Source organism: Kitasatospora sp. NPDC091207 (genome assembly GCF_044768625.1).
Lineage (GTDB): Bacteria > Actinomycetota > Actinomycetes > Streptomycetales > Streptomycetaceae > Kitasatospora.
Window position 1 is genome coordinate 384609 of the sequence record NZ_JBIVVS010000004.1, and the last position, 13524, is coordinate 398132.

Genomic DNA, 13524 nt, shown 5'->3' on the forward strand with positions numbered 1-13524 from the left:
GACCGGAGAGGTCGTGTCCTCCTCCCCCGCCTTCCCCGCGCAGTCGGGGTCAGCCGCACCACGATCCTCTCCCTCGACCCTCCTCGACGAGGACCGCCGACTCCGGCCGGTCACCGTGAGAGGCCCGCGCGGTGGGCCAGGATGGCGAGGCGGACGCGGTCGCGGGCGGCCGACTTGTGGAGCAGACGACCGATGTGGGTCTTGGCGGTGCCCTCGGTGATGTGCAGGCGGGCGGCGATCTCCTGGTTGGTGAGGCCGTCGCCGACGAGGGCGAGCACCTCCCGCTCCCGGCCGGTCAGCGCCGCGACGGCGGCCCGGGCCCGCTCCCGCGCCGGGTCCGGATCACCCTCCGAGTACCGGCCGGGGAACGGGAACGGGAACGGGACCTGGGCCTGCTGGTCGGCGGGTGCCGGGGTGCCCTCGGCGAGCAGGCCGTCGAGCAGCCGCCGGGTGACGCTCGGCGCGAGCACCGCCCCGCCGGCGGCCACCGCGCGGGTCGCGGCCAGCAGTTCGGCCGGCTCGGCGTCCTTGAGGAGGAAGCCGCTCGCCCCCGCCCGCAGCGCGCCGCGCACGTACTCGTCCAGCTCGAAGGTGGTGAGGATCAGCACCCGGCTACCGGACCCGCCGGCGGTGATCCGGCGGGTCGCCTCGATACCGTCCAGGCCGGGCATCCGGACGTCCATCAGGACGACGTCCGGCCGTTCCCGGCGGGCGAGTTCGACCGCCTGCGCACCGTCCGCCGCCTCCCCGGCCACCGAGAAGCCCGGGGCGAGCCGCAGGATTCCGGCGAACCCGGCCCGGACCAGCGCCTGGTCGTCGGCCACCAGCACCCGAACGGTCATGCCCCGCCCGCCCCGTCCACCGGCAGCACCGCCGTGACCCGGAACCCGCCGTCGGGCAGCGGCCCCGCGACGCACCAGCCCCCGTACGGCGCGACGCGCTCGCGCATCCCGGCCAGACCGGTGCCGCCGGTGCCGCCGGTGCCGCCGGTCCCGCCACCCGACGGGCCGGGGTCTCCCCCGCCGTCGTCGGTGATCTCCAGCCACACCTCCGCCTCCCGGTACTCCACCTCCACCCCGGCCCGCGCCGCGCCCGAGTGCCGGACCACGTTGGCCAGCGCCTCCTGCACCACCCGATAGCCCGACAGGCCGGCACCGGGCGGCAGTTCGCGTACCGGCCCGCGTACCCGCACGGCCACGGCGACCCCGGCGGCCGCCGTCCGGGCGGCCAGCCGCTCCAGGTCGGCCGTCGCCAGCCCCGGCGCCGGCGGCGGCACGGCGGGCACCGCCCCGGCGTCCTCCCGCAGGACGGCGAGCAGCGCCCGGGTCTCCCGCAGCGCCTCCCCGCTCACCGCCCGGATCGCCGCCAGCGCGGCACCGGCCTCCTCCGGGCGCCGCTCCAAGGCGTACTGGCCGAAGCCCGCCTGGACGCTCACCACGCCCAGGCTCTGCGCGACGATGTCGTGCACCTCCCGGGCCAGCCGCAGGCGTTCGCCGTCCCGCGCGGCACGGTCCAGCGCCGCCCGGTACGCGGCCGCGCCGGCCAGGTGCGCGCGGTGGCGGCGGACGGCGTCCCCGACCGCCCAGGCCGCCGTCTGGCCGACCACCGCGAGCAGCACGTTGCCCCGCACCTCGCCCGGCGCGGCCAGGGTGACGGCCCAGCCGGACACCGCCGCGCCGAGCGCCGTCCGGGCCGTCCGCCGCCCGTGGGCCGCCGCCGTGTACGCCACCAGCGTCCCGGCGACGACCGCCCAGAACCCGGCGACCAGCCCCATCGCGGGCTGGCGGCAGCCGGCCGACAGACCGGCCCAGGCGAGCGCCGCGAGCACGCACGCGCCGGCCGGGCGTCGGCGCCGGACCGCGACCGCGGCGCCGAACGCCGCCACCGCGAGCAGCGCGACGGCGAGGGCCTCCGGACCGTCCGGCGGCGGGTTCCCGCGCCCGTGCGGGTCGAACTCCTGGGCGGCCGCGACCACCCGGGCGGCCGTCACGGCGGCGCCGACCGCCCCGGCCACGGCGTCGGCCACCAGCCAGTGGGTGGGGGTCAACCGCCGCGTCCACGGCCCCGGGGCGGGCGGCGGGGCCACGTCGGCCGGTGGGTCGGTCTGCACGCGGCCAGGTTAGCCACGGGTGCGGCGGCCGGGCATCCGCCTACGGTCGTATGCCCCTGGTCGTAGGCCCGCGAACGGGTGATCACGGTCGTCTGCCCACGGCCGGACGTGCCGGGCGGGCGGGGCGGCCACCGTGGAGCGGTACCCGCCGACACACCGTCACCCACCGGAGGCCCCCGCATGACCACCCGCCCCCGCCCTGGCGTCGCCGCGCTCGCCGCGCTGCTCGCCGCCGCCGCGCTCGCCACCGCCGCCCCGGCCGCGCACGCCACGACGGCCCCGGGCACGGCGCCCACCACGACGGCCGAGCCGGCGCCGATCGCGCTCACACTGCCCGCGCCGACCGGCCCGCGGCCGGTCGGCACCACCACACTGCACCTCGTCGATCCCCGGCGCCCCGACCGCTGGGCGCCCACCCCGCGCCCCCGGGAGCTGATGGCCCAGATCTGGTACCCGTCCGCCGCCTGCGGCTCCCCCGGCCACCGGCTCGCGCCGTGGATCGGGGCGGCCGAACGGGCCCACCTGGAAACCGACTACCTCGGCACCGCTCCCGGCCGGCTGGTCTGGCCGCTCACCCACTCCCGGCAGGACGCGCCGGCCGATCGCGCCGCCCGCCACCCGGTGGTCCTCTACTCCCCCGGCTCGCGCGCGGACCGCTCCTTCGGCACCCTCGCCGCCGAGGACCTCGCCTCGCGCGGGTACGTGGTCGTCGCGATCGACCACACCTTCGACGCCGGCGAGGTGGCCTTCCCCGACGGACGGCTGGAGGTCCGCAACAAGCCCGCCGTCCTCGCCATGACCGACGAGGAGATCGTCGCCTACCGCGCCGCCGACACCCGCTTCGTCCTGGACCGGCTGGCCGACCTCGCGGCCGGCGTCAACCCGGACGCCGAGCAGCGCCCCCTCCCGCCCGGCATCGGCGCGTCCCTGGACCTCGCCGCCGTGGGCATGATCGGCCACTCCATGGGCGGTGCCACCGCCGTCCAGACCCTGCGCGACGACCCGCGCGTGCTGGCCGCCGCCACCCTGGACGGTCCGGTCTTCGGCCCCGCCGCCACCGACGGCCTCGACCGCCCGCTGCTCCTCTTCGGGGCCTCCGACGCGCGCCCCGCCCGCGACGCCATGTGGGACGCGCTCTGGCCCCGCCTCACCTCCTGGCGCCGCCAGCTCACCCTCAACGGCTCCGGGCACGGGTCGTTCACCGACCTCGAACTGCTCCTCCCCGCCGCCCGGTCCGCCATCTCCTGGCCCGCCGACCAGTTCGACCACTTCCTCGGAACCCTCGACGGCTCCCGCGCCCTCGCCGCCCAACGCACTTACCTCGCCGCCTACTTCGACCTCCAGCTCCGCCACCGCCCCACCCCCCTCTTCACCGGACCGTCCCCCACCCACCCGGAGGTGCTCCTCGTCCGCTGATGAGACGTGGCGCGGACAGGCGGCGGACAGACCCGGCTGACGCACCAGCACCGCCCGGCCCACCCGCGGAGCCACCCCTCCCCGGCGCGGCACCCGACCCGCGCAACCGGGGACGGAGCACCAGGTCAGCGCCCTGCGCGACGACCGGGCGGTGCGAGCACCTCCAGCCAGACCGCCTTGCCCTCCCCCTCCGGCAGCGAACCCCAGTCCCGGGCGAGCCGGTTCACCACCCGCAGCCCGTGCCCACCCGGTCGCCCCGGGTCCGCCGATCGCCGTAGCAGGGGCGCCACCGGACTCGGGTCCGCCACCTCCGCCCGCAGCACGACGCCGTCCCAGCCCAGCCGCAGCTCCCGCGGTCCGCCCTCGACATGCAGACAGGCGTTGGTGACCAGTTCGGAGACCATCAGCAGGACGTCCTCGGCGGCGGCCCGCTGCTCCTCGTCGCGGGCCGGCAGCCACTCCCAGTCGGTCAGCGCGCCGCGGGTGAACTCCCGGCAGCGGTGCACCGCGCCGCGGCTGCCGTACAGCGCCAGCCTTCTGACCTGCTGCGCGCCGGCCGGCCGGGGCTCGGGGGGAACAGCCATCGCACGACCCTCACTCGGCACCGGAGGACCCTGTCGGGCGGCCGGGGAGCCGGGTCGCGCCGACGGTCGCGCTCCGCGCGACGGCGCCGGCCGGAGCCACCCGGCCCGCCCTTCCCATCCTCCTGGTCCGGCGGGTTCCCCGCCCGGGCGCCGCTACACACCCGTGGTGGGACGAAGCCGTGCCCCGACCTGGCGAGGTCACGCCTGCCGGGCGTCACGAGGCCGAGGTCAGGGAGAGGTGACCTCGTCGTCGCCGGGGCGACCGGCGCGGCCACCGCCGGCGGGGGCGAAGAGTCCGCCGGTGTCGGTGACGGCGAGGAGGCGCTCCACCTGGGCGCTGACCGCGGTGACCACCACGTCACGGCCGGAACCGCGGGCGGCCAGACGAACGCGCAGCAGGGTGTTGAGCCCGGTGCTGTTGCAGAAGGTGACGGCGGACAGATCGAGGTCGAGACCGGTACGGCTGGCGTGCAGGGCTTCTTCGAGGGCTTCGTGGAAGGCCCCGGCGATGTCGAGGTCGATCTCGCCGTACACCCGCACCCGGACCCGGTCCTGTGCGGGTTCCGCGTCCACCCACAGGTCGTCGGCAAGGCGCCGGGCTCCGAGCGGGCGGCTTCCGTCCACCAGCACCGGCGGGGAGGGCGGGGCGCCGGAGCTGCTCGCACGCGGATCGTCAGGCATGGTCTCCTCCTCCGGGCGACGAAGGCGGGCGTCTCCAGCGTGGAACGCGTAGCTTCTCACGTCAACAGATACGGGAATGAGAATTCGTAGGTGGCGAGACGGGAACCGGCGCTCCTACGATGGGGGCATGGCCCTCGACGAACCCGCGCGAACGGGCTGGACGTTCGTGACCAACCACGCCCGGGTACTCGCCGCGATCGCGCGCGACCCCGGCGTGCGGCTGCGGGACGTCGCGGTGGAGGTCCAGCTGACCGAGCGCGCCGTCCAGGCCATCGTGACCGACCTCGAACAGGCCGGATACCTCACCCGCTCCCGCACCGGGCGCCGCAACCGCTACCGCATCGCGTCCGGCACCTGGCTCAGGCACCCGGCGGAGACCGGGCTCAGCGTGGCCGCGCTCCTCGACCTGTTGGCTCCCGCCTACCGCGCCGCCGGGGGGACCGACAGGGAGGGCGAACCCGGCGGGGGCGGCGCCCGGGAGGGCGACGGAGCCGGGGACGGCGACGGGCAGGAGCCCGCCCGGCCCCTTCCGCGACGGTCCGGCCATCCCGCCGAGCGCTGAGAACCAGCCCGGAGCCCCGAGCCGGACCGGTGCCGGCCGGCACCACGCCGGCCACCGGAGCGCCGCGTGGGCGACTCGCCGATCGGGTCACCCGCCGGGACGGCGATGACCCGTGGGCGCGTCGCACCCTCGCGGTGCACGGCGACGCATAGCCGCGGGCGACCCGGGCAGGCGCGGAGACCGAGGAGGCCGACGCGCGCGCGGGTCCGCCGGGTGTCCCTCCGCCGTCCTGACCGACGGCGGAGGGCGACCGGAGGTACCGATCCGCGAGCGCGGGACACCTCCCGCAAGGCGTGATCCCCGAGTCAGGAGCCTGCCATGGGTACCCCTCCCCACGACCCCGTCCCGCCGAGCCCCGTGCCCTCCCCCGGTCCGGCACCGGCACCCGGCCCACTGCCGGGCCCCGTCCCGGGTCCGGGCGGGCCCGACCCCGTGCCGCCGGCCCCGCCGCGGCCCGAGCCCGATCCCCCGCCGCCTCCCGCGCCGGGGCCCGACCCGTACCCCCGGCCGGGCCCCCTGCCGGGGCCGCCCGCCCCCCAACCGGTCACCTGACCGGCGCCGACGCACGGTCCGGCCCCGCACGGTAAGGCCCCGCACCGGCGGCCCGGCACAGCGACGACGGCGGCCGGTCGGCCGACCGGCCGCCGTCACTCCTCCGGAAGATGCGCGAGCATGCGCTCCATGCCGCCCACCCAGTTGGCCCGGAGCGCCTCGATCGCGCCGGCCAGGTCCTCCTCCAGCAGTCTGCGGGCGATCTCGCAGTGCTCCTCGGACTCACGGGCCACCGGTTCGTCCTCGGCGACGACCAGGTTCTCGTAGCGCCGCATCCCGGCCTTGACGCCGGCCAGCAGGTCGAGCAGGCGCTCGTTCGGGCAACCGCTGAGCAGCAGGCCGTGCCACTCGTCGTCGCGCCGGTCGACGGTCGCGTGCTCGGCCACCGCGTCGGGGAACCCCTGGGCCATCCGCAGCAGTTCCGGGGCGATCCCGCGCAGGTGCACCGGGTCGGAGGACTCCAGCGCCAGGGACTCCAGCGCCGCGACGATCGCGACCAGTTCGCGGAACTCCTTGCGGCTGACGGGCGCGAAGCGGAAGCCGCGGCCCTGGCTGCTCTCCAGCACGCCCTCGCCCGCCAGGGTGATCAGCGCCTCCCGCAGCGGGGTCCGGCTGACGCCCAACTCGGCTGCCAGTACTGCCTCGTTGACGTCGGTACCGGCGGCGAACTCACCGCGGGTCAGCCGCTCCATCAGCTCGTCGCGGATCTGCTCGCGCAACGGACGACGTTCGATCGCCATCGCGGCCCCCATCCCTGAATCTCCATCACAACCCTTGACCACATACAGAGTACTGCACTATGCATTCTGAATACAAAATGCCAGCGAGTGGGAGAGGGAGCCGACATGGGTCCGACGCGGGTGCCCGGGCTGCTGTTCGGCGGGGACTACAACCCCGAGCAGTGGCCCGAGGAGGTGTGGGAGGAGGACGTCCGGCTGATGGCCGAGGCGGGCGTCAACGTGGTGACCGTCGCGGTGTTCTCCTGGTCCCGGCTGGAGTCCGCGCCCGGTGTCCTCGACTTCGGCTGGCTCGACCGGGTCCTCGACCTGCTCCACGCGCACGGGATCGCCGTCGACCTCGCGACGGCGACCGCGACGCCGCCGCCCTGGCTCGTCCGGCGCCACCCCGGGATCCAGCCCGTCGACGCGGCCGGCACCCGGCTGGAGTTCGGCTCGCGCCAGGGGTACTGCCCCTCCTCCCCCGTCTTCCGGGAGGCCACCGTCCGGCTCGCCCGGGCCATGGCCGAGCGCTACCGGGACCACCCCGCGCTCGTCCTGTGGCACATCGGCAACGAGTACGGCGACCACACGGTCGAATGCTTCTGCGAGGAGTCGGCCCGGGACTTCCGGCGCTGGCTGCAGGCCCGGTACCACACCCTGGACGGCCTCAACGCCGCCTGGGGGACGTCCTGCTGGGGCCAGCACTACACCGACTGGACGCAGCCCGCCCCGCCCCGCAAGGCCCCCGGCCCGGTCAACCCCGCCCAGGTCCTGGACTGGCGCCGGTTCTCCAGCGACGCGCTGCTCGCCTGCTTCGAGGCCGAGCGCGAGGTGCTCAAGGAGGTCACCCCGGACATCCCGGTGACCACCAACTTCATGAGCCTCCTGCACCACCTCGACTACTGGAAGTGGGCCGCCGCCGAGGACCTCGTCAGCGACGACGCCTACCCCGACCCCGCCGACCCGCAGGCCCCGCTGAAGGCCGCGCTCAGCTACGACCTGATGCGCTCGCTGAAGCAGCGGCCCTGGCTGCTCCTGGAGTCGGCGCCGAGCGCGGTCAGCTGGCGCGAGGTCAACGTCCCCAAGGAGCCGGGGGTGATGCGCCTGCACAGCCTGCAGGCCCTGGCCCACGGCTCGGACGGCGTGATGTTCTTCCAGTGGCGCCAGGCCAGGTACGGCCCGGAGAAGTTCCACTCGGCGATGCTCCCGCACGGCGGGACGGACACCCGCCAGTGGCGGGAGACGCTCGCCCTCGGCGCGGACCTGCGACGGCTGGCCGAGGTCGCGGGGACCGGCACCCGGGCCGAGGTCGCGCTCCTGCTGGACTGGGAGAGCTGGTGGGGGCTCGAAGCGCCGGAGTCACTGCCGTCCGCCCGGCTGCGGCTGCACAGCCTGCTGCTCTCCTGGTACGCCCCGCTGCACCGGCGCGGCATCGCCGTCGACCTGGCGCCGCCCGACCGCGACCTGTCCGGCTACCGGGTCGTCATCGCCCCGAACCTCTACCTGTGCACCACGGAGCAGGCCGCCCGGCTGGCCGCCTTCCCGGGCCGGCTGGTCGTCGGCCCGTTCAGCGGGGTCGTGGACGCCGCGGACCAGGTCCACGCCGGCGGGGCGCCCGGGCCGCTGCGGGAGCTGCTCGGGCTGCGCACCGAGGAGTTCTGGCCGATCCCCGACGGCCGCACCCAGGAGGTCCTGGCCGAGGACGGCACCCGGCTGGTCGCCCGGACCTGGAGCGAGTGGCTGGAGCCCGACGACGCGCGGGTCCTGGCGCGCTACCGCGGCGGCCCGCTGGACGGCCGGCCGGCCGTCACCCGACGCGGCGCCGTCACCTACCTCGGCTGCGTGCTCGACGACCCGACGCCGGTGCTCGACGAGGTGCTCGACGCGGCCGGCGTCACCGGCGTCACCGGGGCGCCCCTGCCGGAGGGTGTCGAGGCCTGCCGGCGCGGCGACCACCTGTTCCTGCTCAACCACGGGGCCGCACCGGCCACCGTGGCCCTGCCCGCCCCCGGGACCGACCTGCTGACCGGTCGCCTCCTGCACGGCTCGGTGGTCATCGCGCCGCGCGACGCCGTCGTCCTGACGTCCTGACGTTCCGAAGTTCTGAGGAGCACCCGTGACCCATCCCTACATCCCCAACGCGGGGCCCGAGACCCGGGCGGCGATGCTCGCCGCGATCGGGGCTTCGAGCGTCGCCGAGTTCTACGGGGACATCCCCGCCGACCTCCGGCCGGCCCGTCCCCTCGACCTGCCCGCCCCCTTCACCGACGAGCAGGGCCTGGTCCGGCACCTGCGCGGCCTGCTGGCCCGGAACACCGACACGACGGAGGCGCTGAGCTTCCTCGGCCACGGCTGCTACCCGCACCACGTGCCGGCGGTGTGCGACGAGGTCAACGGCCGCGGCGAGTTCCTGACCGCCTACGCGGGCGAGCCCTACGAGGACCACGGCCGGTTCCAGGCACTCTTCGAGTACGTCTCGATGATGGCCGAGCTGCTGGAGATGGACGTCGTCAACGTGCCCACCTACGACGGCTTCCAGGCCGCGGGAACGGCGCTGCGGATGGCCGCCCGCCGCACCGGCCGGTCCCGGGTGGTGATCGGCAGCGCGATCGCCGCCGACAAACTGGGCAAGATCCGCGACTACCTGACCCCGGACGTCGAGGTGGTGGTCGCCCCGGGCGGGGCCCGGGCGCTCCCCCTGGACGACACCGTCGCCGCCCTCTACCTGGAGACCCCCGACGTGCACGGCGTCATCGAGACCGGCGGCCGTGAGCTGGCCGAGCTCGCGCACGGCGTCGGCGCCCTGCTGGTGGTGGGGACGGACCCGATCTCGCTCGGTGTGCTCGCGCCGCCCGCGTCCTACGGCGCCGACCTCGTCTGCGGGGACATCCAGTCGCTCGGCATGCACCAGCAGTACGGCGGCGGCCAGGCCGGGTTCATCGCCGCCCACGACGAGGAGCGGCTGGTCGCGGAGTTCCCGTCCCGGCTGTTCGGCATCGCCCCGACCTCGGTCGAGGGCGAGTACGGGTTCGGCGACGTCTTCTACGACCGGACGTCCTTCGCGCTGCGCGAGGAGGGGAAGGAGTGGGTCGGCACCGCGGCCGCGCTGTGGGGCATCACCGCCGGCGTCTACCTCGCGCTGATGGGCCCGCAGGGCATGCGCGAGGTCGGCGAGACGATCCTGGCCCGGACCCGGTACGCCATGCGGGCGCTCGCCGCCGCCGGCGCCCTGGTCCGGGAGCCGGACGCGCTGCACTTCCGTGAGTTCGCCCTGGAGGTGCCGGACGCCGACGCCCTGCTCGCGGCGCTGCGGCTCCGGAACATCTTCGGCGGTGTGCGCCTCGGACCCCGGGAGGTCCTGGTCTGCGTCACCGAGCGGCACTCCATCGCCGACATCGACACCCTCGCGGCGGCCGTCAAGGACGCCCTCTCAGCCCCCGGAGACACCAAGTGAGCTCGCAGCAGGAATCCTTCGCACAGCTGCCGGTCGCCCCCAAGCCCGCCCTGCGCCGCTACCACCAGGCCCGCTGGGACGAGGAGATCATCTTCGAGCTCTCCCGGCCCGGCCGGCGCGGCATCGGTGTCCCGGCCCCGGACGCGCCGCTGGTCGACCTCCCCGAGGGCGTCGGCCGGGCCACCCCGCCCGCACTGCCCGAGCTGTCGCAGAACCAGGTGGTCCGGCACTACCTGCGGCTCTCGCAGGAGACCCTCGGCGCCGACCTGAACATCGACGTCGGCCAGGGCACCTGCACCATGAAGTACAGCCCGAAGGTCAACGACACCTTCGTGCGCGACCCGAGGATCGCCGAGCTGCACCCGCTGCAGCCCGAGGACTCCGTGCAGGGCGTGCTGGAGATCTACTGGCGCCTGGAGCAGATCCTCAAGGAGATCTCCGGCATGGCCCGGGTCTCGCTGCAGCCCGGCGCGGGCTCGGCGGCGATCTACGCCAACATCGCCATGATCCGCGCCTACCACGCCTCCCGGGGCGAGGGCGGACAGCGCGACCAGGTCATCACCACGATGTTCTCGCACCCCTCGAACGCGGCCTGCGCGAAGGTCGCCGGGTACGAGGTCATCACCCTGATGCCGGACGCCGAGGGCTGCCCCGACATCGAGGCGCTGCGCGCGGCCGTCGGTCCGCGGACCGCCGCGCTGATGATCACCAACCCGGAGGACACCGGGATCTTCAACCCGAGGATCCGCGAGTTCGTCGAACTGGTCCACCAGGCCGGCGGACTGGCCTGCTACGACCAGGCCAACGCGAACGGCATCCTCGGCATCACCCGGGCCCGGGACGCCGGGTTCGACCTCTGCCACTTCAACCTGCACAAGACCTTCTCGACGCCGCACGCGTGCGGCGGTCCGGCGGCGGGCGCGTGCGGCGTCTCCGAGGCGCTCGTCCCGTTCCTGCCCGGCCCGGTCGTCGACCGCGACGGCGACTCGTACACGCTGGCCGCCCCGGCCCGTTCGGTCGGCAAGATCCGCCCGTTCCTCGGCGTCACGCCCAATGTCGTGCGCGCCTACGCCTGGGTGATGGCACTCGGCGCGGAGGGTCTGCGGGAGGTCGCGGAGACGGCGGTGCTCAACAACAACTACCTGATGCACCAGGTCCTGCGGATCCCGGGCGCCTCGGTGCCGTGGGCGGACCGGCGGCGGGTGGAACAGGTCCGCTACTCCTGGCAGGGGCTCACCGAGGAAACCGGCGTGCACTCGGAGGAGATCGGCGTCCGCGCCGCCGACTTCGGGGTGCACTACTGGACCAGCCACCACCCCTACGTGGTCCCCGAGCCGTTCACCCTGGAGCCGACCGAGTCCTACTCCCGCGAGGACCTCGACGAGTACGCCGCGATCCTCGCGCAGGTCGCCTCCGAGGCCCGCGAGGACCCGGAGTTCGTCAGGAACGCCCCCTACCGCCAGAGCGTCCACCGGATCGACCCGACCTCGCTGGACGATCCCGCGCAGTGGTCCCCCACCTGGCGCGCCTACTGCCGCAAGCACCGCCGGTGATCGTCGGCCTGGTGGTGAACCCGGTGGCGGGCCTGGGCGGCCCCGCCGGCCTCAAGGGAAGCGACGGGCCGGACATCCAGGCCAGGGCGCTCGCCCTGGGCGCGGTGCCGCGGGCGGCCGCCCGCGCGGCCGCCGCGCTGCGGGCGCTGCACGGCCGGCGCCCCGGCATCCGGCTGCGCACCGTCGCGGGCCCGATGGGCGAGGACAGCGCCGTCGCGGCCGGTGTTCCCCACGAGATCGCGTACCGCCCCCGGCCCGGGGCGGGGGGCACCGACGCGGCGGACACCCGGGCGGCGGTGCGGGCCCTGGGCGGGGTGGACCTGCTGCTGTTCGCGGGCGGCGACGGGACGGCGCGCGACGTCCTGGACGCCGGGCCGGCGGGCGCGGTGCTCGGGATCCCGGCCGGGGTGAAGGTCTACTCCGGGTGCTTCGCCCTCAGCCCGTTCACCGCGGGGGCGACCGCCGCCGGGTTCGACGGGAGGACGCTCGACGCCGAGGTCGTCGACCTGGACGAGGCGGCCCACCGGTCCGGCCCGGTCGGCGTCCGGCTGTACGGGACCCTCCGGGTGCCGGCGGCCAGGGCGCGGCTCAGCGGGCGCAAGACCGGGGCCTCGGTGGAGCCGCCGGGGTCGGCCGAGTCGATCGCACGGGCGGTGGTGGCCGCCATGCTGCCCGGCGCGGCCTACGCGCTGGGGCCCGGCGCGACCACCCTCGCGGTGGGGCGCGCGCTCGGCCTGGAACTGACCCCGCTGGGGGTGGACGTCGTCAGGGACGGCGCCCTGCTCGCCTCCGACGTGACCGAGCACCGCCTGCTCACCCTTGCCATGTCACAGGTCACGTACGGCGTGCTGTCCGTCATCGGCGGACAGGGCTTCCTGATCGGCCGCGGCAACCAGCAGTTCAGCCCGCGCGTACTGGACCGGCTCGCCGGGCTCGTCGTGCTCGCCACCCCCCAGAAACTCGCCGCGCTCGGCGGCCGGCCCCTCCTGGTGGACAGCGGGGACGCCGCGGCCGACGCCGCGTTCAACGGACACGCCCGGGTCGTCACCGGGCACCGCACCTCCGTGGTGTACCGCATCCAGTCAGCGAGTGAGGACCTATGAACACCCTGCAGAACAAGGTCGCCATCGTCACCGGCGGCGCCTCGGGCATCGGCCGGGCCACCGCACGGCGGTTCGCCGCCGAGGGCGCGGCCGTGGTGGTCGCCGACCTGGCGGACGCCACCGGCCTCGTCCGCGAGATCGAGGCCGCCGGCGGCCGGGCCACCGCCCTGCGCGCCGACGTCTCCTCCGAGACCGACTGCGAGCGGATCGTGAACACCGCCGTGCAGACCTTCGGCGGCCTGCACGTGCTGTTCAACAACGCCGGGATCATCCGCCGCCAGACCGCGCTGGAGATCTCCGCCGACGACTGGGACCACGTGATGGCCGTCAACGTCCGTTCGGTCTACCTGATGTGCCGCTTCGCCGTCCCGGCGATGACGGAGGGCGGCTCCATCATCAACACCGGCTCCGGCTGGGGCCTGAAGGGCGGCGCCAACGCGCTGTCCTACTGCGCCTCCAAGGCCGCGGTCGTCAACATGACCCGCGCGCTGGCCATCGACCACGCCGCCGCCGGCATCCGGGTCAACTCGGTCAACCCCGGCGACACCATGACCCCGATGCTCCGCGACGAGGCGCGCCAGCTCCACGCCGACTGGGCCGCCTTCGAGAAGGACGCCGCCGACCGGCCGATGGGGCGCGCGGGCTCACCGGAGGAGATCGCCCAGGCGGTGCTGTTCCTGGCCGGCGACGCGAGCAGCTACGTCACCGGCTCCGCGCTCGTCGTCGACGGCGGCGGCCTCGCCTGACCCCGCTTCACCAGCTCCACCCCGCTTCACCCGGGCTCCACCCC

General features: G+C 75.6%; 12 protein-coding genes. 7 read left to right on the plus strand and 5 right to left on the minus strand.

From position 1 onward, the window contains the following. Positions 1-110: 110 nt before the first annotated feature. Both ACIQTO_RS11405 and ACIQTO_RS11410 read right to left on the minus strand, forming a co-directional pair. The gene (locus ACIQTO_RS11405) at positions 111-842 is read right to left on the minus strand and encodes a response regulator (RefSeq protein ID WP_402386114.1); all 732 of its coding nucleotides are present in this window, start codon (positions 840-842) and stop codon (positions 111-113) included. Continuing rightward, on the minus strand, positions 839-2110 hold the full coding sequence (locus ACIQTO_RS11410; protein ID WP_402386116.1) for a sensor histidine kinase: 1272 nt from the start codon (positions 2108-2110) through the stop codon (positions 839-841). Before ACIQTO_RS11410 ends, ACIQTO_RS11405 begins: the two co-directional genes overlap by 4 nt. Before the next feature lie 180 nt (positions 2111-2290). On the opposite strand from ACIQTO_RS11410, the gene ACIQTO_RS11415 reads away from it, so the two are divergent. Next, entirely contained in the window at positions 2291-3526 is a 1236-nt protein-coding gene (locus ACIQTO_RS11415) for an alpha/beta hydrolase family protein (RefSeq protein ID WP_402386119.1), read from the plus strand. 125 nt (positions 3527-3651) lie between these two features. Here the strand turns inward: ACIQTO_RS11415 and ACIQTO_RS11420 are convergent, their stop codons facing one another. Then, complete coding sequence (locus ACIQTO_RS11420; RefSeq protein WP_402386122.1) at positions 3652-4110, minus strand: ATP-binding protein; 459 nt, start codon at positions 4108-4110, stop codon at positions 3652-3654. 228 nt (positions 4111-4338) lie between these two features. Further along, positions 4339-4791 carry an STAS domain-containing protein gene (locus tag ACIQTO_RS11425; RefSeq protein WP_402386125.1) on the minus strand — a complete coding sequence of 151 codons (453 nt, stop codon included), beginning with the start codon at positions 4789-4791 and terminating at the stop codon, positions 4339-4341. 127 nt (positions 4792-4918) lie between these two features. Here ACIQTO_RS11425 and ACIQTO_RS11430 point away from each other — a divergent pair, with 127 nt between their 5' ends. Further along, positions 4919-5353, plus strand: a complete 435-nt coding sequence (locus tag ACIQTO_RS11430; protein ID WP_402386128.1) for a helix-turn-helix transcriptional regulator — start codon at positions 4919-4921, stop codon at positions 5351-5353. Positions 5354-6000: 647 nt separating this feature from the next. Here ACIQTO_RS11430 and ACIQTO_RS11435 read toward each other — a convergent pair. Next, complete coding sequence (locus tag ACIQTO_RS11435) at positions 6001-6645, minus strand: GntR family transcriptional regulator (RefSeq protein WP_402386131.1); 645 nt, start codon at positions 6643-6645, stop codon at positions 6001-6003. A gap of 105 nt (positions 6646-6750) precedes the next feature. Here ACIQTO_RS11435 and ACIQTO_RS11440 point away from each other — a divergent pair, with 105 nt between their 5' ends. From ACIQTO_RS11440 to ACIQTO_RS11460, 5 genes are read left to right on the plus strand one after another with little or no spacing between them, the layout of a single operon-like run. Next, a complete protein-coding gene (locus tag ACIQTO_RS11440) occupies positions 6751-8715 on the plus strand; it encodes a beta-galactosidase (RefSeq protein ID WP_402386133.1) in 1965 nt (654 codons plus the stop codon). A 25-nt stretch (positions 8716-8740) separates the two neighbouring features. Further along, complete coding sequence (gcvPA, locus tag ACIQTO_RS11445) at positions 8741-10078, plus strand: aminomethyl-transferring glycine dehydrogenase subunit GcvPA (protein ID WP_402386135.1); 1338 nt, start codon at positions 8741-8743, stop codon at positions 10076-10078. Beyond that, positions 10075-11631 (plus strand): aminomethyl-transferring glycine dehydrogenase subunit GcvPB, encoded by a 1557-nt coding sequence (gene gcvPB, locus ACIQTO_RS11450; RefSeq protein ID WP_402386138.1) that lies wholly within the window; start codon positions 10075-10077, stop codon positions 11629-11631. The genes gcvPA and gcvPB overlap by 4 nt, the downstream gene beginning before the upstream one ends. Continuing rightward, the gene (locus tag ACIQTO_RS11455) at positions 11628-12734 is read left to right on the plus strand and encodes an ATP-NAD kinase family protein (protein ID WP_402386141.1); all 1107 of its coding nucleotides are present in this window, start codon (positions 11628-11630) and stop codon (positions 12732-12734) included. The genes gcvPB and ACIQTO_RS11455 overlap by 4 nt, the downstream gene beginning before the upstream one ends. Further along, positions 12731-13480 (plus strand): SDR family NAD(P)-dependent oxidoreductase, encoded by a 750-nt coding sequence (locus ACIQTO_RS11460; RefSeq protein WP_402386144.1) that lies wholly within the window; start codon positions 12731-12733, stop codon positions 13478-13480. The genes ACIQTO_RS11455 and ACIQTO_RS11460 overlap by 4 nt, the downstream gene beginning before the upstream one ends. Positions 13481-13524 lie beyond the last annotated feature (44 nt).